6 protein-coding genes are annotated in these 24,088 nt (G+C 33.0%); all 6 read right to left on the bottom strand.

Annotation, left to right across the window (positions count from 1 at the left end):
• Positions 1-139: 139 nt before the first annotated feature.
• Positions 140-3,310, bottom strand: a complete 3,171-nt coding sequence (locus Arg41_RS04090; protein WP_092343505.1) for a hypothetical protein — start codon at positions 3,308-3,310, stop codon at positions 140-142.
• A gap of 741 nt (positions 3,311-4,051) precedes the next feature.
• Positions 4,052-5,890 (bottom strand): hypothetical protein, encoded by a 1,839-nt coding sequence (locus tag Arg41_RS04085; protein WP_092490495.1) that lies wholly within the window; start codon positions 5,888-5,890, stop codon positions 4,052-4,054.
• 571 nt (positions 5,891-6,461) lie between these two features.
• On the bottom strand, positions 6,462-9,884 hold the full coding sequence (locus Arg41_RS04080; protein ID WP_092343503.1) for a hypothetical protein: 3,423 nt from the start codon (positions 9,882-9,884) through the stop codon (positions 6,462-6,464).
• Between the two features lie 1,186 nt (positions 9,885-11,070).
• Positions 11,071-12,012 (bottom strand): hypothetical protein, encoded by a 942-nt coding sequence (locus tag Arg41_RS08550; protein ID WP_242641397.1) that lies wholly within the window; start codon positions 12,010-12,012, stop codon positions 11,071-11,073.
• Between the two features lie 802 nt (positions 12,013-12,814).
• The gene (locus tag Arg41_RS04065) at positions 12,815-17,428 is read right to left on the bottom strand and encodes a hypothetical protein (RefSeq protein WP_092343502.1); all 4,614 of its coding nucleotides are present in this window, start codon (positions 17,426-17,428) and stop codon (positions 12,815-12,817) included.
• Between the two features lie 1,013 nt (positions 17,429-18,441).
• Entirely contained in the window at positions 18,442-23,022 is a 4,581-nt protein-coding gene (locus tag Arg41_RS04060) for an EF-hand domain-containing protein (protein WP_092343501.1), read from the bottom strand.
• Positions 23,023-24,088: the final 1,066 nt, after the last annotated feature.

Here is a 24,088-nt window from a genome sequence, read left to right as displayed (position 1 = left end):
AAAAATCAATGAAATGGTAATAAAGAATAATCCTACTAATAATTATAATTACTAAAACAGAATACCAAAAGTTACACGACCTACAATAGACAACCATCGGCATTGGTCCGTATTACTTATCTTCATATAATTCTTAAAACTAACCATCTGACAACCTAACTACCTTTGACCAAATTTCACTAAACATAACACCACATCTTTCATATACAACTTTCATAAATTTGTCCAAAAAATAAGATCTTTCTCTAAATGTAAAAGCTCTAACAGCACTACGATCATCATTCAAAGCAACAACAGCACGCGACCTTGATAAAATTTCATATATTTCTAAACGCTCCCTTTCGACAATCGGAGCTACCTCCATCCTAGCAATTGGTGATACTATCCTTGAAATATTTCTCCAAGGAAGTCTTTCTATGACCTCACCACCATCAAATCTATATCCATTTGCTACCATTTTGGAAAACTTGTTAGTAATACATTTATGCATCTCACGAGAATACCTCCTCCTCACATTAAAAATACTAATATCATCCTCGTAATAAATATTAACTGCTATTTTTTCATTTCCTTCATTAACCAAATTAACCATGCTAGCATCTGCATTTTGTTCTTCATTATTCTCCTGATCACAAGAATCACCAAATAATGAAGATATAACATTAACCCACACGGTACTAAAAAAACGCCTCAATTCCACATTTTCTTTCTTAAAAACATTATGCAAAACAACATCTTTTTCTTCATCCGTAATTTTTCTATCAGTTTTGTAATCAACCACCACACGCACCCCAAACAAAATTCTTTCCAGTTCCTCTCTCCTATCTGAAATAACATGATCCACTTCCTTTTTAGCAACAGGAAACAATTTTTCAGATAGCCTAAACCAGGCAAGTTTACTAATAACAGTATTATCATCAAATCTATATTTATTTTTTATCATCTCCCTAAATTTAGAATCCAAAATTTCATACATTATTGGTGAAAACTTCGATTTGGCACTACAGATTGCAATACAATCACTTTTCCTAATCCTAACGCCGAAGTTATAATTCCTACCCGAGACAGGAATATCTTTACCCGAATCGCTCCCACCACCACAATCAGTATGGGTCTTAGACACACGCAACCATATCAACCCTAGATAAAACTTCAAGCTTTTAGATTCAATACTACTAGCAATAACTTTAATATGATTTTTCTCATCATCTTTAATTTTTCTAATAATACGATAAAGAACATTATTGGCATCAACATCAATTATGCGAGAGTTAGATAAAACTCTATCTAACTCTCTATGCCCTTCTTCGATGGTACCTTTAATAAATTCCATAGCAATAGGCTGTAATTCACTAGAAACATCAAACCACGAGCAAGTACTAAGTAGCACTCTACCACTTGGAAGAACATCCCTTCTATCTAACATATCAGAAAACAAACCCATACATTGTTTCCTAACCTGTTTTAAAAAAACTCCTCTAATAGATGAAATACGTTTCAAATCCTCAGGATGAATATTAAAACTCCACTTCCTAAAAGACCTACCCTCGTCAATACCCAAAGAAAAGTAGACAGACTTCAGATACTCCCAATTAACCACAGATGCCTCTTCCTGAAGACCAATATCACGATCTACACATTCTGCAGAACTAGTAACTAACGAAGAGCATTTAACGGGAAAACTGTCTCCAACTAAAACATCAAATTCGCAATTATTACTAGATAATTTACTTGACTTAATTATACTATTCCATAATACATCTGCACTATAAACCTCTTGCTTACGCAAATACTCAACTATTTTCTGCAAAGCATCAGATACCTCACTGGAGGTAAGACTTCTAATTGAGTAAAGACCACCGGGAAGAGAAATCACTACTCGAGATTTACTAGTCAATATACATACTATCTCAGAAACTTCCCTTTCCAAAATAGGACCAACTAAATCTTTGGCTATACGCAAAACACTTTTTGATATCTTATCCCAAGAATGAACACCGGCAATCTTGCCGTCACCGAACTTATGATTACCATTTATCATCTCAAGAAACTTATTGTACATGCACAAATTCATCTCAATTGTAAATTTGTTCCTGACGTTCAAGATTTCAAGATTATCCTCAGCACGAAGATGAACCCCCAATGGATCATGCGTATACAATATCCCTACATTCATAGCACATCGTATAACATCAACATAACCATCACACAAAGGAGCGATAATGCCAATCCACACCTTCTTAAATAAATACCTTAATTCCACATTTGTAAATTTAATAATCCTTTCCAAAAAACCATCTTTTTCCTTATCCGTAAGTTCCCTAACAACTCCACAGTCAAACACCACTCTCGACCTGGATAAAATTCCCCTCAGTTCTACAATTTGCCCCTCGAGAATAGACTCAACTACTCCCCTAGCAATCCTATAAACTCTCTTATAAGCCACCATCCAAGGAATTACACCGATAGCAACATAACTGCTAAATTGATCTCTATTCTTCACAATATGGCTAAACTTAATGTAGACAGCTTGCTCAACTCTGGATAAAAACCTCATCCTACAACAAACTACACTGGCATTATCTACACCCCTAAGTTTAAAAACTTCAGAAGCAGAAAAACTGCAACAACAATTTATATTCTTATAAAACTTCATTATACATTCCCACAGCAATCTAGCGTGAACACACAATTCTTTATGTATGAACTCTTTGGTATGATTAACAAGATGACACTTATCTATATCTGTAATTTTTTTAATAACAAAATCCAAAGAGCTACCATCAACGATGTCAACTACACGCGCATTAGAAAATATTTCATCAAACACTGTATATTTTTTAAAAAGCGACCACACTAATCTTTCTGCTATTGGAAATAATTTACCGGAAACTTCACTCCAAGCCCGAAGATGAACAGACTCTCTTTCCCTAAAAACAATACTTTTAGTTAGCATACTAGAAAACAAATTACCAACCTGCTCCTTAGCACGTAAAAAAAAAATTTTCCTCTCAAGCAATATAGTACTGTAATCCTTAGGATGGAGATTTAGCGAAAAATTATCAAATATCTCCTTTCTCCCCGCAGCCAAAGAACCTAGATAAGAATAAGCTAATTTTACATCCCCTGCACTTTCTTCACACGCCGCCGTCACTCCACAACTAGCACTGTCACTGCATTTATAGCTAACGCAATAATCTTGCTGCAATGAACGGTAAGATGGAGACGAACCAACAGTCTCCGAACGCATATCAAAAATATCGGAAACTCTATAACCAAAACCCAAAACTGCACTACAATCAGAACACATAAACATCAACCAATAAACTACGTACCTTTTATACAAAAACACAAAAATTATTAAATTCAACAACAAACAAAACTATCGTATGGTGTATGGTATACGTATAATATCCGGCAACGCAACCTTATTTTTCAGCAACAAGAAAAACTCGTATTATAGCCTAAATAAATTTATCACAATCAACACCAATCATAGTATTTTCGGCACTCAACAAACACATAGAAAGAAAAAAATTAACGTCGAATTATATCACACAAAATTCAAAGCACAGCAACACTAAAAAACATTAACTATCAAAAACAATCTTCAACATCTGCACTACAAACTAAAGGATTATAATGAACCACTATCACGTTCTTCAAAATAAAATTGTATTATACAAAAATATAATGCATAAACAAAATAACTACACCAAATCTATTTGGTCCGTCAATTTCAAGCACAGCAATTAAATAAAAAGGGAGAGATAAATGCGTCATGATCTTATACTAATAAACAATTGCACGTAACATAACTAACAAATGAGTCGTTTCTATGAAAACCTACTTGTGACTTGGCACCAACCATTTTATTCGAGCTTTAAAAACATTTAATTATTTTTCAAATTTTTTAATAAAAATACACAAACTAAAACAAACTAAAGAACTACAAAAAATGTATCACTAGCAAAAATTTCTATGGAACACTTGAAGACACACAATCATCGATAACATTCATGCAACCATATCGTAAGACGTAGATCTAATTTCACTTAGTTAAACTTACCCAAACCCGACTAAATGTATCAGTTAATTTCCTGTTAACAGATTTCATAATACTTTCAAGTAGACTTAACCTCTCTTCAGACGTAAGCTGTCTTTCTTTAGTTATTCTCGAAGAATCACAAGTCTCTGTAACTATCAAGCGAGATCTCAACAAAATTTCATCTATGCTTTCTCGTTCCCTTTCTATAATAGGCATAACCTCCTCCCTAGCTATAGGTAATAATTTTTTAGACATTCTCTTCCAAGGAGATTTATCAATAACCGTGTGATCGTCAAACACATAGCCGTGTTCTAGCATCTCACAAAATTTGCTCCTAATACAGACTCCAATCTCACATGTAAAAGCTTTTCTAGCATTTAGAATAACTCTATCATCTTCATAACGAAGATTAAATTTAGGAAAACAAATATCACTATTCATATCTATTCCACCACACCCAGCAACATCAGACTTCACGCTATCATCAACGACAACCTCATCAAGTGAGGAAGAAACTATCCCCCCCCAAACTTTCTTACAAATATTCCTTATCGATCTAGTAATATCTCCCATAATAATTTTCAAAACAACACTTTTCTCCAAATTTGTAATAGCCCTATCACTCAAAGAATCAGTAACCACACGAGCCTTAGACAAAATTTCCTCTATTTCCCCTTCTTCATCCTTAATAATACGTTTAACCTCTTTTACAGCAACCGGAAACAACCTTCTGTGCACTCTCATCCAAGAAAATCTACACAGAACATTTCCATCCTCGAACCTATGGTTACTCTCAAGCATTGAACTAAATTTTCTGTGTATGATGGAACTGATTTTAGATAAAAAACTACCTTTAACATAAGAGATAGCAAACTTGTCACTAAATCTGAGGTTAACTTTTAGATTGCTGCAATCACCCCCAGAACAACCCCCTTCGTATAATGTATTATTATCTTCATTTTTTTTTAAAAACCTCTTAATTGAAATCAACCAAACCTCTCTAACAGATACCTTTAGTCCTCTATAAAAAAATTCTACATGACGATCGATGATATCACTTTTTTCAAAATCCGTGACTATCCTAATATGACCAACATTAAAACTGCACGTATCAACATCTACCACACGAGCATTAGATAAAAATTTATCCAATTCTGCGCAACTATCATTAACAATCGAAACAACAGAAGCCTCCACAATTGAACACAATTCACTAGAAATATCATCCCATAAGGAAAAGCGCAAATCCTTACCACAAGAAAGAGAAGTATCATTATTAAACATACCGTAAAATAAAGTGTATATATGTTCTCTGATTTTTGATAAAAAATTTTTCCTTAAAATCATAAGGCCATTGTAATCATTAGGATGCAAATTCAATCCCCACATATTAATCACTTTACTTCTATCAATACCTAAATAATTATAAATAGGTACTAAAGATGACAAAGCAATCAAAGATAAATTGCTTATTTGGCTAGAATCAAGTAAATAATTAGGCTCCAAAGATACATCATCATTAAAAACTCCATGCTCCTCAGAGGTCTTATTGTCAAAACTATACTCACAAAGACCTTCCTGAGATATCCCATCAACCAATGCCATACAATTATAATCACCCTGAGAATAATCATAAGTATATTCTAAATCAGACACCCCATTGGCAAAGCTAGAAGTAGGAACAATTAATGTACTACAATCGATAGAAGACTCCAGCTCAGAAATCAATTGAGAAAAATTAGCAGTAGCAGTAGCAGTAGCAGTAGCAGTAGCAGTAGCAACATTGGAATTAGAATACAAATATTCTGAATCACACCCCTCATTCATAAACAAAGGTTCCATACTCAATCCAAGCCTTTATCATAATCAATAAAGCAACGTAAATTACTTATAGCTATGACTGTATTCTACTCCAATTAATTATCTCATATGCATTAAATTTATTTTAAAAATCACAAAATAGTAATTTTCATACAATCGTAAAATACGATGTTACACAAATAATCTAATTGCATAATAAATATTATGATAAAAATATAATTAATAACAATGATTTCGTACTCAAAGTATCAGACTAACATTACTCAAAATTAAAAATAAAAAGCACTGAATAAATTACAAATCAATTCCTGATTATTTATGACCGATAATTTTAATCTATTTACAGTAATAGGAGGGGAATGAGGATATTACTGTAACAGCAGGATAATACTAGCCGCAACACACATAAGTTGCTTTTAAAATATATTATCTATAAGAAAACACGAACAAAGAACGCGACAAGCAATAAACAACACATTTATCTTAACAAAACAATCAACCACCAGAAATTATATAAAAGCAATAATCATTGGACGACAAAAAAACACTCCATTTAACCGCCTACACCATATTATATAGGGTCAATATTTTATTACCCCTTTAGGGATTTTAATACACTCCTCCACGATTTAGTAAAAGCTAAATACATAGATTTATCTACAGATGCCATAACAATCTCCACAAAATTAGACACCTCTCCGGGAATAAGCTTTCTAGTTGTACTAGAACCATCACCATAATTATAAACAATCGCAAGCGATACAGACAAAACATCTCTTATTTCAGTACGCTCACATTTTATAATAGGATCCACTTCCTTTTTAATAACTGGCAAAAGTTTTTTAGATATAGATCTCCATGGAGACAAACTAATAACTGTACCATCGCAAAACTCATGTTTATTAATTACCATTTCATAAAACTTATTATCAACAACACTAGAAATTTTACTTGCAAACTTCTTCCTGATGTTAAAAATAGAAGCAGCATCACCACAGCTAATATCAATCTTACAATTACCTTTTACATCATAGCAATATATATGCTCAGTTATTTTTAAATTATCATTAGTAATATTTAACCACTCTGACTTAATGTGAGATTTAAATATTTCAGATACAATAGACCTAGCACGTTCCCTAAGGATGTTCTTTTCATTATCAGTGCTTTCTCTAACTATGCGCAAATCATTCCTATCACCAATAACCACCAAACGCGCACAAGATATAATCGCATCCAATTCTTTATATGCATGATTAATAACAGAGCTCAGTGATTCTTTTAAAAGTGAACATAACATACTGGAAACACTATTCCATGAACACTTAAATAAAAACTTGCCATTCGGAATAACAAACTTTTTTTGAAACATATCAAAAAGGAAATAGCGAATTCCCGCCACAATATTATTCTCAAACTTTTTCTTAGCTGACAAAATATCTACATAATCATCTGGATAAATACTTAGGTTCCACTCCTTAACAATTTTGAGATCGTCAACACCCAATTCATCATACTTTGACCTTACATCATCAAAAGAAATTTTTTGAAGGCTATCATCTTTGCTAACACTATAAAAATCATAGGAACAATAATCAACATTAGTACCCAAAATATAATCAGTACTTGTCTTATCTACAGTCGACGACACATCACCTGATAAGTTATTAACTTTGCTACAAGATTTATCCTCTAGTGATTTAAGCACACTTTCCCAAGAACTTTTGAAATCTTCCTTGACCACAGTTGACGACAAACAAGACAGATCCTTGGCCAAATTTGTATTTTCCTTTAAGTGCTTACATTTTAGTGACCTAATCACATTCCCCCACGATCTCCTAAAATTGGATCTAGCATGCCTAGATGAAAATCTCAATATATTTTCTAATAAAACAGGCCTTTCATCAAAAGTAACCCCCCTATATGATGAAGACCCATCAGGTGAACAAACCTGTACCCGCGCCTCCAGCAAAACTTCATTTATTCTTAGGCGTTCCTCCTCAATAATAGGCTCTATCTCTTTCTCAATAACAGGAACCAACTTCTTTGACAATTCTCTCCAGGGATACAATCCAATGGCAGTGCCATCGTCAAATATATAATTTCCTCTTATCATCTCATAAAATTTACTACTAACACAACGTCCGATAATGCGTGAAAAATTACTTCTAATATCAGAAATAGCAGAATCATCTTCATGGTGAAATGAAGCGCCAAATTTAAGTCTAGCACCATTAACACCACTTCTATTAAAAGAAAAAAAACTACCAGTACTATAATCATTTTTATTAACCATAGAAAATGATTTACTATTGAAATCATCCCCTTGTACACCAGAAGATGAAACCCCAGCGACATCCTTTTCTGAAGAACAAATTAACTTTAACCATTCACTCCTAAATACGGAATTAGATTCCTTAAGTACAAGCTTTATAATTGAATGTAAAACACTCCCTATTTCTTCATTGGTAAGTTCCCTATCAGAACCTTTTCCTATATCAACACGTGCCTCAGATAAAAACTCACCTATTTCCTTTCTTTCATCTTCAATTATATACTTAGTTTCCTCTTTAGCAATCGGCAACAATTTTTTAGATAAAAGCGACCAAGGAGATTTATCAATAATAGTACCGTCTTCAAATTTGTACTTATTTTCTATCATTTCACTAAACTTACTATTAATACAAATCCTAATCTTACGAGAAAAGCTCCTTCTAATATTCAAAATAGCAGCATTATCTATGTAGCGCAGCTTAACCCCCCAACTACCACCTATTCCAGAATTATCATCAGCAGTATCTTTCTCTGTATAACCATACCCAATATTTCCAAAATCATATTTTGAGTTCTTAATAACACGAGACCAGATTGATCTAATATTAGATCTTAAGCTTTTATATATAATAAATTCCTTGACGCACTCAACAATAGAACATTTTTCAGTATCTGTAATTTTCCTAGCAACACGATATAAAGGGTCAACACTACAAACATCTAGTACGTGTGCCTGAGATAAAATTTCGTCTATATTTTTGCATGTCTCTCTAATTATTGGGTCAAGCAACCCAACAGTAATCTGCCATAACTCTCCGTAAACAGTTCTCCACATACACCTGGATAACACCTTCCCACTTGGAAACACAAATCCCCTCTCTAACATAACAGAAAATAAATTACCAATATCCCCCTTAATACTAGACAAAAACTTTTTTTTTATAAGCAAAATATTGCTGTAATCATAAGAATGAATATTTAATCCTACTTCGCCAATAATTTTTTTCTCTTCTTCAGTATTTGATAAAAATCGGTTAAGAAGTACGGAGCTAGAAGACTTCACTGATGAATAAACGCTTCCTGTAACCTCAGATGTGGAAAATGGAATACCAACATCTGAAGTTATGCTTCTTTCAACATCAGATCCTCCCTTCACTAAATCAAAATTGCATATCTGACCAAACTCTTGCACTCCTTGCTCTCCTTGCTCTCCTTGCAGTAAACAATCAAACGAATATAAATCACCACCTGCCGTAGAGTCGCAATCAGCAAATACACTATTTGCATCAGGAAAAGATATATCTATATAATTAAACACAGCGGAAGATGTAGGAAACCCAATCTCATTAGAAACTATTTTTTTTTCAACTTTAGATTCTTCTTTTATAGATTCAATATCAAAACCATGCCCGTATCCACAACCCACACTTTGCAATTCGTGAGATTCTAGTTTTTCTTGTAGCAAATGATTAGATTCACATAAACCACTTTCTACGCTTACAAGATCCGACCCCTGAGATACTGGATCCCCTTGCAACTGAATAAATTCTTGCATTTCATGTAGTAATTCAGCAGATATAGACAACCCACTCCTGACACTACTCACATCATAATTAGAAAATAGACTGTTTGAATTAAATTCAACAGCACCTTTTTCAGTTTCTCCATGTAGATTACAAAACTCACCTCCAACATCGTTGACACCGTTATATTCTAACGAACCAATATGTACATTATCCATATTCACAGCACTCTCTTATTTACACAGCAACAACAGTATAATTAGCGCCAAGTTAGAATGACATTCTACTACAATTAATTATGACATATATGAAATTTTTTCTGAAAATTATGTGATAACAAAAACATTATACAGTAGCTATAATAATAAATAGATAAAAACACAACTAATAAAAAATTAGTTTAGTTAGAGCAAGAGCGTCTTACATTTAAATACGCCTGATAGCTGAGCCTGTAATATGCCATTTAGATTTAAGGATTAAAATAATATTTTTTATGATGACACTTGTTGCTGTATTACATTTTCCCATTAGCCTAAAAAATTGATTAACTTACTTATCATAGATATATAAATATGGCAGTTAATACTAATTAAACTATGCCCAGTTAAAACTTGAACTATGCTAAAAGCGTAACACTTAAATAATTTTTATGAGCAAGCCTACTAAAATTGAGTCACCAAATAGAAATTGCACCTATGTTATTAATTACTTGAAAATCACGGCTAAAATGTTTTTACTTCTTTATCTATCTCTTTATAATTTTATTAGACTAGTCACAAATTAAATCACCTACATCTAAAATATAACTTCCGGCAACAATAATATAACTTCCGGCAACAATAAAAATAAAAGCTAAAATATCAACCAAACATAATTACCGATATTTAACTTGTTAAGTGATCAAGAGCTTATAAATAAGTTATAAATAAATTTATATAATACTTGGTAAAAAAAATCAACGACAACAAATACCCTACTCATGAACCAAAAAAATCAAGTGGATATGCAAATTTGTTACAGCAAACATAACCATAGGTTTTCACATTAATAAATACAGTCATCACGTCAAATAAATTATGATAAACAGGATCCCTAGCACAAAACAAAATCGTCTACCATAAAGACAGATATCTGTGCCGCATAAATATATCGTCCTACTTGATTACTCAGCAACATATCAGCTAAAACAAAAAGTACCCATAGATAAACAAAGCACCATAAGCGTCAAACAGTACACAAAAGCAGACTAAGCACTAAATTACCATGCCCACTATAAAACAAAAAACTCTGTACGCAGAAATTATAACAACATCCACAAACTAACTAAAACTACCAACTGAAACTAATTAAATCTTTGTTAGCAACATCATACCTAACAACACCTTTTTTATTCAGTATTTTTTATCAAACCCGGTTAAAACATATGGAGCTAGAGAATGTCACTGACGCACAAACACCATCTGTAGATTCAGATGGGGTAAATGAAGCATCAACATCAGCAGTTATGCTTATTTCTATTTCATGTTCCCCACCATCGCCCAGATCAAAATTACAGCTGCGACCAAACTCTTGTGCTCCTTGCCCTCCTTGCATTCTCTGACCTCCTTGCCCTCCATGACCAAAATTATATCTGCTACCAAACTCTTGTGTTCTTTGCCCTCCTTGCATTCCCTGCCCTCCTTGCCCTCCATGACCAAAATTATATCTGCGACCAAACTCTTGTGTTCCTTGCCTTCCTTGCCCTCCCTGATCAAAATTAAAGCTGCGACCAAACTCTTGTGTTCTTTGCCCACCTTGCATTCCCTGCCCTCCTTGCATTCCCTGCCCTCCTTGCCCTCCCTGATCAAAATTAAAGCTGCGACCAAACTCTTGTGTTCTTTGCCCACCTTGCATTCCCTGCATCTGCATTCCTTGCATCTGCATTCCTTGCATCTGCATTCCTTGCATCTGCATTCCTTGCATCTGCATTCCTTGCATCTGCATTCCTTGCATCTGCATTCCTTGCATCTGCATTCCTTGCATCTGCATTCCTTGCATCTGTATTCCTTGCATCTGCATTCCTTGCATTCCCTGCAGAAAACAATCAGATGCAGGTAATTCGCTCCTTGCCGCCAAATTACAACCAACAAAGGGAACTCCTTGTAACTGGAGAAAACCTTGCGTTTCCTGCATTAACTCATCAGATGGAGAAAATCCACCCCTAACATTGCCCGCACCATAATTAGCAGACATACTACCAGCATTGAATCCAACACCATTTTCAGTTTCCCCATACAGATTACGACCCCGACCTCCAACATCACTGACAGAGTCATATTCCATCCAATTAATACGTACATTATCCATACGAACAACACCCTCTATTTATTAAGTAGCAACGACATCACAAAGCAACAAGTTAGGTGTAGAATTCTACTACAATTAATTATGATATATATATGAAATTTTTTCTGAAAATAGTGCAATGACAAAAACAAAACATGGTATATGTAGTAACAAGTAGGTAAAAACTCAACTAATAAAAAAGTTTATTTAGATTTAGATATATTATGGTACACATTTAAATACAACTGTTAAATGAATTCTCAATATTACTGACAGTAAGATCCAACCATCAAAATAATATTGTTGTAACAACACTTACTGCCTCATTATGTCTTTAACATACAGATCCGTTAGATAATCCTAATTAATTAATTTTTTGATTATCAATACCAACACTACCAAATTATGTCTTTAACATACAGATCCGTTAGATAATCCTAATTAATTAATTTTTTGATTATCAATACCAACACTACCAAAATTAGTTGGCCAAGACAGACATTGCAACTGCACCATTCATCACTTGAAAATCACAGAAATCATACCAGCAAAATCAAATCAACCCAAGATTACTAAAAAAATCGTGACCTAAGATCAATTAACTCTTTGTTGTTACAATAATATTTTATTCCCAAAAACAACACCTTTTTAAATTGCACACATAAACAGCACCAACAAATTAATACATGATCAATAAAACATTAACCCACTTCTATTTAAAGCACCACAGCGTAACCCAGATACCAAACTGACATCCAATCCAATTTCCCCTACAAAACCATGATCATAAAAACCAAACCATTCATCAACAAAACATCATTAATTATTGACTTACGGTAACAACTTGACAATTTTTATCAGCAGCCAATTCACTCTTGCGTTTGTTTAATACCCCAGCACGCTTTCTAATAAGGTAATCTATATCTCTGTCTATACTATCCATGAACGTTTTAAAAATAATCTTACTTTCTTCATCGGTAACAGATCTATTACTACCAACACTCTCAACTATCAGAGCAGAAGATATCAGCAACTCAACTCTCTCAACAAATCCCCCTTCCCTGAATAATGCGTAACTTCTTTTAGATATAGTTGAATTTAATTCACCACACCTATACAAGTATTTATCAAAATCTAACTCTAACAATAATGAGGTAAAAACTTCATCAATGATATGCCCCAAACTCCCAAAAAATTCCAACCGGATATTATCAAGATTTGTTATATCCACATCCCTAAGATCCATAAATCCTACCGATGATGAATTATTTTCGATAAATCCAATCATCTCTGATGTATCACAATTATAAACTTCCAAGTCTGTACCCGTAGATAATTCTGAAATTTTTTCTTCCGAAGACTTAACAATACCAGCCCATAATCTACTAATGGCATCCATGATTTGCTTGTGTACATTTTTCATAGTAACCCCCAGCGTACAATATCTTTCTTTAGTTGTAAGCTCTCTAGTCACAACAGAAGACGAACTGGAATCAGATGTAACAACATATGACTTCAATAATATCTGATTTATCCTTATGCGCTCCTCCTCTACAATGGGCCCTAGTTCTTTTTTGATAATAGGCAACATGTTCTTGGATATGCTTTTCCATGGAGATAAATCAGCAACTGTACCGTCATCAAATTTGTGTTTGTTTTCTATCATTTCACTAAATTTTCTACTAATACACCTATTAATCCTAGACGAAAATATTCTCCTGGTATTTAAAATAGCAATATCATCCCTATAGTGAAGATTAACTACAGGAACATAGTCATTATCATCTTTAAATACTTCAGTAATATCTAAATCACAACCTATGGGAGAAAAGACAGCAGATTCCATGGATGTCCCCTCACTCATAATATTATTATATCCCAGAGAAACTACTACATCCGACCAAACTCTCCTAAACAAAGCTTTTAACTCTCTATCTACACATTTCATAGTGTTTCTAAAAACAGCAGATTTTTCTTCATTTGTAATTTCTCTATCAATTTTGGAACCAACTACTACACGCGCTCTGGATACAACTTCCTTTATCAGCTTAACTTCATCCTCAAGTATGTGATTAATTTCTCTTTTAGCAATAGGAAATACATTCTTAGATACTCTGAACCAAGCAACTACACCTATCGCAGTATCATCGTCAAATTTATGGCTGTTTTTTATCATTTCACTGAATTTATTATAAATACATTTGCTTATATAAGATGAAAATGTCCTCCTGACATTTAAAATAGCAACATCATCCTCGTACCTCAAACTAACCTTACAAGAATAATCCTTAGCCTCATTATGTTCTTGCTTCTCTACTTTTATAGTACCCGGAATATTAATTGATGCAACAACTGTTTCTTTACTACAACCAACTTCAGCGGCACCTACATTTTCTGCAGCACAAACCACAGAAGACTCTAGATTTTCATCGAAAGAATCAATAACATCTAACCATGCCCTTCTAAACAAATTCTTTAATTCCTTACTTACAAGTTTAATAACATTTTTCAAAACAATATGCTTTTCCTCACTTGTAATTTCTCGGTCAGTTGCATAATCAAGCACTATACGTGCCCTGGATACAACTTCTTCCAATGATTTATTTTCATCCTCGATAATTGACTTAACTTCATCTCGAGCAATTGGAACCAAATTCTTTGACACCCTGAACCAAGCGAACCTACCAATGACAGTATTATCTTCAAATTTATGCCTGTTTTTTAGCATCTCATAAAATTTATTATAAATATGCTTCCTGATGCGAGAAGAATATTTTCTTCTAACATGAAAAATGCTCATACTATCACTATAACGAATCCTAGGTCCAAAGTTACCGCACTCTGTATAATCTTCGTAAATATCACCATAAACATTATCAGATGTTTCTTTGTACCCATACCTTGATATCTTAGTTATACCCATCCATACCTCTCTAAAGGAAAATCTTAATCCTCTATGTATGATTTCCTTAACTCGCACCATGACGCAACCTTTTTCGTCATCTGTAATTTTTCTAATAACACAGGCATCAACATTTTTGGCAACAATATCAATCACACGTGAGTTAGACAAAATATTATCTAATTCTCTGTGTTGCTCTTCAAGAATCAATTCTATTGATTTCATAGCTATAGGATATAATTCACTAGAAATAGAAGCCCAAGAACATTTGCAAACCTCCCTACCACTCGGGAGCATGACTTTTCTTTCCAACATATCAGAAAATAAAACATGAAGCCTACCCTTAATATCCGATGAAAACTTTTTTCTTATAAATAAAATTAATTTGTCATCATCGGGATGAAGATTTAATCCCCATCTATTATAAATCTTATCTGATTTGATTCCTAAAGAAAAGCAATTTAAAGCCATGGGATCTGACATAAATGCAGAAGATTCTCTTTGCAATGAAAAATAGTCAGTTAATGATTCATCATTTTCAAGGATCACTGGTAATGCAGAGTTTGACTCACAATTGGAAAACATATCATCTATGTACTCTTCTGCTTTACAACTGAAATCAACATCACCTTTGGATGCATTAGCTTTTAAAATATTTATTAAATTTACCCATATTTTCCTAAACAAATCCTTCGTTTGTCGATCTAAATTTTTGATAGCAATCTTTAAGATACTATCTCTTTCACTAGATGTAGCTTCTCTAGTACCAAGATAAGAGCCATCAAATATACATGGATCTTCCACTACACGTGCACTAGATAAAAGCCTGCTGAGTTCTGAACGCTCCTCGTCCAGAAAACATACAATAGCTTCTTGAGCAACTGGAAATACATTTCTTGAAATTTTATTCCAACTAAGATCTGGAATAGCATTATTCCCTGAAATTTTATATTTTTCTCTTATAATTTCACAAAATTTACTCCTAATAACATTCCTAGATTTAGATGAATATCTTTTCCTGATAGATAAAATATTATGACTGTAGTCTGGGTGAAGTCTAATCCCCCACTTATCCTCTGCAGTACGCCTACGTCTAGACCTTGAAATCGCCTTTGCTTTATTTAAAGACTTAGCTTTAAAGTTAAAATTTCTAATAATAGAACACAAACTACCGGCATAACACATTAACGATTTATATACATCATTAACAATTAATTCAATAATTGAAGACACACCCCCATTTGTAACCTTCACTTTAAATTCAACTCTATCCCACACTATTAATTCATTCAATAAATTACTTAGATCATTTATCACTCCTCCCTCAGCTATCTTTTTATCAAATTCTTTTCTGATAAGGTCTTGTGATTCTATTAGTAATTTTTTAACGTCCCTGCTAATATTAGTGCTATAATCGCGTATGCTTATGCATCTGTAATGAATAGTTTTTTTCAGTCCGTCAATAATTTTAGTTACAAAATCATATGAAATATCATCTATCTTAGATACAGTCATAAAGGAAATGTACTCACCAAATTTGTACACAAAAGAAGATGGGTGAGTTACTCTTGGCATGTCAATCCTGTTCGAGCAGTGTGCATAATAGAATGGATTGCTGTAGTCAACACTCAACGATGGTGGCAAGAATATTTTTTTTTCATTATAAAAATAATTCCAATAGTCCATTATCTTTGACATAATTAGCACCTCCAACACAGAAGCAAAACTCAGAAATAACTGTTCCATTTCAAAGTAGGTCATTTTGCGCTGAAAATCTCCACAAATAACTTTAGCATCAAAAATATTTTTTATTATTGTAGGAAAAACACTAGAGTGCATAATATTTATAAATTTAGATCTCAAATTATAAACTTCTTTTAAAAAAGAAAAACAAATTTTGTCCATTGATTCCTTTGTAATATCTTGTATAGAATTCCTCAGGAAAGGAAAACCACTATGTATGAAATAATCAATTACGACCATAAAGTCATTCTTATTTTTAACCATAATAGACATAAAATCTTCTGAAAGAGTGTATCCACATTTATTTGCATGGCCTTGTAAAAAACCATCACTACAAATTTCAGATATCGATCCAATATCTATTCTATATCCATAAAAATTATATAAATCTTTAGCATGGCAAGTAGCAGTATCCATCACTGGCGTTGAAGGAGAACAAATGCGATCCCTACCTAATTTACCAAAATGATATGAATCGTTGTAGTTTACATTAATGTATGCATTAACATTATGAATAAATACACAACCGCTATTTTTAGCCATGTAGTTATGATCGTGAGTTACATAATCATGATTATTAATTGTGTAGTTGTGATCTTGAGATACATGACTAATGCCATGAAGTATAGAATCACTACCTTGAGATGCATAACTATGATCTTGGTATAGACTACAACCACGATCTCCGGATGCATAATCATGATCTGTAACTTTATACTCTATAGTATGGCATTCATCTTTATTGGCATGGGAAACATAACATCGCAATCCATGATCATATACAGTATCCATTAAGACCACCCACATTTTATTTAGTAATGTTACTATGGCCGCGTAAAAATTAAATATGAATCCTAGTCTAATTAATAATCGTAATGATAAAATAACTCACTTACAAATTTACTATTTTTGGTGCAAAACTAAGTATTATTTAAGACAACATTTACATCCTAGCAGCAATTTAATATGCATTAGCTGCATAACAACAATGCCCAATTAAATGGGCACCACTGGTGTAAGTGTAAAATATTAACCCTATGTATGCTAATGAATACAATCCAACAAGCCGTCACCTTTGAGTAGAAACGACAACGAATAATTGCCAAAATTATCTTTATCTATACGATGATCGTTTTTCTATTAATTAACATTCAATACCCTTACCAAACTTGCTTATATTTCTTAAAGAAAATACAGCTATTTATATAGGTACACCTTTTTACATATACTGCTCTCATAAAGCCAGATAAACACCATCAAAAATATCAATACACAACCAATAAAAATACCACCACCAAAATAAATCAGCAAGGATATCAACAAAACAATTAATTGTAATATAATTTTACCAGTACCCAAATATACAAACATCATAAAAAACTACGACAACCATAAAAGTAACAACTCCTTTTGACAAGTAATACACAGAAAAATATTAGGCAACATCTCAGCACTTACTAATCAACAATATTAAATAAATATCACCACACAACACACCCAAGAAACACAAAGCCACATCAGCAATGACAACGCCACATTTCCACACAATAAAAATCTACTTAAGCTAAACAATTACACCTTAATAAACACTAAACACAACGCAAACAACATGACCAGTTAATCACACAACACCAAAAACATAATATAGCGGAACTAAGGAAGAAAAAATAACTAACCAATCGCTATAACATAACCACCGCATACTTCATACTTGCCACACCATCACGATAACTCACTAAATTTTTTTCATAAAAACTGTATCATAGTAAATATAATAATATCTCCAAGGTTTGAAAATGAAAACATTATACCCACAATACATCTTCACCATGAGAAGAAGTACTATCTTTGTCCAAATGCTTCGTCCGTCTACCTGTTACTCTTTTAACCATACTCCTGTTAACACCGCACTCAAAATCATCATCATCCAAACTAACAATTACTTCTGGTTCACCATCACTTTCTACTTTACAAGAAAAATCACTATCTATGTGCCTACGTTTTCTAGTTCTTTTTCTACCAATATTCTCACTACCATCATCATCCAAATTAACGACTACCTCTGGAACATCATCATCTTCCACTTTGAAAACAGTTATCCTTTTACCCAAGTCTTTACTACCAGCACCATCCAAATCATCAGCATCACCCAGACTAACATCTACCCGTTTACGTTCACTAGAACTCGCAACTACACTAATCAACGAAGCAGCACACTCCTTAATGAGACAATCCAAAGCAACAGAGATACTACCTACAAATGAACCTAAAATTCTATTTTTCTCACTCAGAACGTGAGCATCATTCACAAATGCCCCACCCTTCATGACCTCTTCCACTAATGATTCAGCCCTAGCAAAAAAACCCTCTTCCATGAACATATCATGACACTGTTTACCCACCAGACCTACCCTTACACGGCTCAAAATATTATCCAAATCATTATGAGGAGATAAATCGGAACTCACAGTCAATGATTCAACAGCGCTAACTACAATAGGTCTAAATCTTTCAATAAATGAAAACCTAATATCGGCTAGTTTTTTATTACACTCAGAATCAACATTATTAACCAAAACATTTCGATCTAAATCTAACTGTTGATCATCAGAACTTGTAGCCCCAACAATTAACGAAGTAGCACACTCCCTAATAAGAGAATCCAGAGCAACAGAAATACTACTTATAAATGAACCCAAAATTCTATTCTTATCGCTCAGACTATGATAACCACTCGCAAATGACTCAACTTTCACACTATCTTCCAACAACGACTCTGCTCTAGACAAAAAGCCCTCATCCTTGAACATATCTTGGCACTGTTTACTTAACCCTGGAGTTACATGTTCCAAAATGTCATCCAGACTATCCAGCAATGAATCAGATGACATAAATAGTGAATTGATAGTTTTAATTACAACTGGTCTAAATTTTTCTATAAACGAAAATCTAATATCAGCTAGTTTTCTATTACTCTCATAATCAACAACATTAAGCAAAATATTTGAATCCAATGACTTAGAAACACCACCTTCTTCAGAATTAGGAGCAGAAAGTAAAACAACATAATTAACAGATTCTTCCTTAACTTTCCTAAATAAGTACTTTAATTCATTATCTGAAAGTTTGACAAATCTTCCCAAAATTACAGACACTTCTTGATTAGTAAGCTCTCTGTCGTTATCGCTATCTATTTCTGCACGCAAACCAGACATAATTTTTGATATTTCTTCAAATGCACTTCCAGATTCAACAAAGTTACTAAATTCCTTCTGAACAATAGGTGACAATTCCTTCAACACATCATTCAAATAATCATCATCAATAACTTTATCTGCATACAATTCATGTTTGCTCTTTAACATTTCACAAAATTTATTGTAGATAATTACCCTAAATTTAGATAAAAATCTTTCCCTGGCATTGCTGATAACAAAACTATCACAATAACTAAACTCTACTCCCCACTTACAATCTGGTTCATACAAACCAACATTTACAGACGAACTACCATCAACATTTTCCGAATCTAAATCACTAATTGCATACGACCAAGCCCTCCTAATAGAAGAATCCAATTCTTTCCCCCTATACTTAGCTCGTTCTGCAATATTAATTTTATCATCATCCGAAATTTTTCTAATAACACAAGAGGCAACAACACCCTTAGTCATATCTACTATACGAGATTTAGATAAAGCTTTAATCAATTCTACATGCTCATCTTTAAAAATCGGTTCTAGAGATTTCAATGCAACAGCTCTAAGTTCGTCATAATCTCTGCTCCATGATTCTTTGCATACCACCTCACCACTTTTGAGAGCAACCTTATCCTTCAACATACGTGAAAAGATGTTAGTAAGATGACGCACAATCCTGAGTGAAGTTTTTTCTCTTACAAATAGAATACGACTACAATCATCGGGATGAACATTTAATTCAAACCTGTCAATAATAGCCCCCAATTTATAAATAACCTTTGGTTTCTTAGAAAAAGAAGCCAATACCGATATACACTGAAAATGCATAGCAGTATTACGAATGTCATCATAAACAGAATATTCTAGTGATTTATACATATAATCAATTATTTCATCAATAATGGAAGAATGATGTCCTTCTGCATCCTCGGATCCAATTTCATATTTATCCCATATTATTGACCTACTTAAAAAACTACCTAAACTGTCTATCACTCCCTCTTCAATTATTTTGCTACGAAATTCTTTTAAAACAAAATTCCTCAATCCCTTTATTAAATTACCAAAATCAACATAAGGATCACGACTATACTTGCTAGTATCACAACATTTGCGATGAACAGTATTTTTTAATACTATGGAGTTTCTTTTAACAAAATCTGAGACAATTTCATCTATCTTATAAAATGCAACAAATGATATATATGACCCAAAGTTATACACAAACGCAGGTGGGTGAGAAAGAAGATTGTCACTATTTTTTTCGCCAGAATAAAAATGATGAAACGGATTGCTATAATCAATACCAGGAACAAGAGCTAAAATATGCCCATTAGATTTGCATAAATTATGCCAATGATTAATTGCCCTTAGCATTATTACACGCTCTAAACTGGTAACATAGTGCATAAAAAACTGTTCCATCTCATTATGAGTCATGCTACGAGAGGAGTTATTATCAACAACATTACAATAAAAAACTGTCTTTATTATCAGAGGAACAACATAAGATTGCAATACTTCAATGCACTTCGGCCTAAGATCACATACTGCCTCACAAAAAGAAGAGCTAATTCCATTCATAAAACAAACTATTGTCGACTTCGAGAACCTACCAAAAAAGATACCACTCAAACTGGAAAGAATAGTATCAACCCTAGTTATAAATTCCCCTCTGCATTTGTTAACAACCGATAAAAAATCCTCGGTTAACTGATATCCCATCCTCTCAGGATGTAATTGAAAAAAATCATCCTTATAAACGTCCATTGATCCCGGATCAATGATGTAGCCATACTTATCACATAAAAAATCATCAGGATGAACATTAAGTTGAAACTTTCTATAGGATGATAGCACTACCTGAAAATGCATAGCAGTATCATCTATACTTCTATGTATATTACCTTCTAACAATTTGTAACTGTACTTAGTAATATCGTCGAATACAACCGAACTACTTCTCTCTACAGCTATGGCATTAACATCATCCCAAACCACCAATCTGTCAAAAAATTTACCCAAGGTATCATTTACTTTTTCTTTAACCATCTTGTCATTAAATTCTTTTAGAATAAACGCTTTCAAACCATTTCTAAACTGCTTAATACCAATATAAGGATCATGTCCATTAAAAGCGATGTTGAAACATTTGGAATAAGCGGTTTTTTTCAACTCCACAGAGCATTTACTAACTAAATAAGACACAACGGAATCAACTTTAGAAGAAGCTACAAACGATATATACCTTCCAAATTTGTATACAAATGCAGATGGATGATTAATATTCGTTATATCCGTTTGAGATCCTGAATCGAAATGATTAAATGGATTACTGTAATCAATACTAGAAGCTAATGAAAGAACGTACTCATTAGCATTACGGAATTTATCCCAGAACCCAACGGCCCTGAGCATAACTAATCGTTCCAAGCTTGTAACATAGTACAGAAAAAATCTCTCCACTTCAGGATAAGTCATATTGCGCTTAGTTCCAGCACAAATAACACTAGAATTTAAACACTTTTCCTCCAAAAGAGGAACAACATATGACTGCAAAAAATCTATGCATTTTGGTCTAATACTAAAAAATGATCTACAAAAAGATGAACAAACTTTACTCATAAAATCTTCAATAGTCGTAGTTACAACTTCTTCTGCCAAAAACACATTTAAATTAGATAATATAAGATCAACCTTAGATGAAAATTCAGCTTTATATTCATTTATTTTGGACAAAAAATCTTCAGTAAGCTCATACCCGTTACCCTTAGCATACAGTTGAAAAAAGTCATCCTTATAAACGTCCTTGATCGCATCTAAATCATCACAAGAAGCATACCCATAGCATATACCCTGTAACGACTCATCAGGCAAAGAGCTTGTACAAAATGAAGCCGTACTACTATCATCATGACCCCGAATATCAACTATCTTTAGGGAACAAAGTCCACTACCAGACTCCGAACCTTCATTACCTCCAATACCTGTGATAGAAGAAGCAGCTACAGCAGAACTATCATAAGATGAAGATATACCACCCGCAATAGCCCCTCCCCCTTTGACATCAACTATCTTTAAAGAACAAAGCACACGACCAGACTCCAAACACTCATGACTAGGATCCACAAACTCACCACTTGAATTAGGACAAGAACAAACTTTCTGCAACCCTATACTATTCATATCATCACCGCATTCATTTTATATAAAATAACTGTAACACTACATACCAACAATCGTATCCAGATTATACTCCAATTGAGACCTATGTCATCACAACTTTCCCATCTACAAATAAAAATTTGTTACCCAAATAACTACCATAGCAGATAATATTATTTGCTTTAGTTGGACACAACATATTGTCATGTGTGAGAAAATATCACATCAAACTAATTTAATTTATCAAATAATCAACATACTTATTGATAATAAACGATTAAAAACCAAGAAAAACAAATCTCAGCTAGTATCATAATGCTTTAATCATACCGCATTATAAACTACCCCCAACCATAGCACCAACATACAAGTAATTGAGAAGATATAAAATAACATACCAAATCAATAAACAACATAATGCAGTTATACATCATAAGATTTAGTTGTGGTTACTAAACCAGTAATAACTATTATCACCATAAAAAACGAACAGCATCTATAATTAGATCATCTGAGATCTTGGTGCCAATAGTAGAAGTATAAACATTTCCCTTCTAGTTTCTAGTTTAATTAATATTATTAGACTAATTAAAACGAATGAAATATCAAATATATCAATGAAAAATATAAATTGAAGAAAAAAGTTGAAGAAAAACTTACACACTAGGAATAAAGCAACTCAAACGTACTTGGCATTAAACATAACTCATTATCTGTACATTAAAAATATCAAACAATCTCAAATTGTGATTTATATTTCATAAATTATAACAATGCACTTCTAAAATCCCTAGAAGTAGAATAAAAATAGCCTACTCAAATACTATTTTTAATTGCACTGATATGCACATGAAATTTTTACCAATAACTAGCAAATTATTATTTTCACATGCTGCACTATGAGACAAGGAAGACACTTACATGTCTAAGAGTTCCACGCAAAAACAACAAACACTTCATAGAAAATCCAGACAGTAATAAACAAAGAATTATTTTCTCTAAGCTAATATCTCAATTACAATAAGTTCATAGCAACAATTACCATCTACAATAATTATTAAATTGACAGACAATATCATTTGAAAAA

This window comes from Candidatus Ichthyocystis hellenicum, from assembly GCF_001460935.1.
Taxonomy (GTDB): domain Bacteria; phylum Pseudomonadota; class Gammaproteobacteria; order Burkholderiales; family 2013Ark19i; genus Ichthyocystis; species Ichthyocystis hellenicum.
This window is presented reverse-complemented; position numbering and strand designations above follow the sequence as displayed.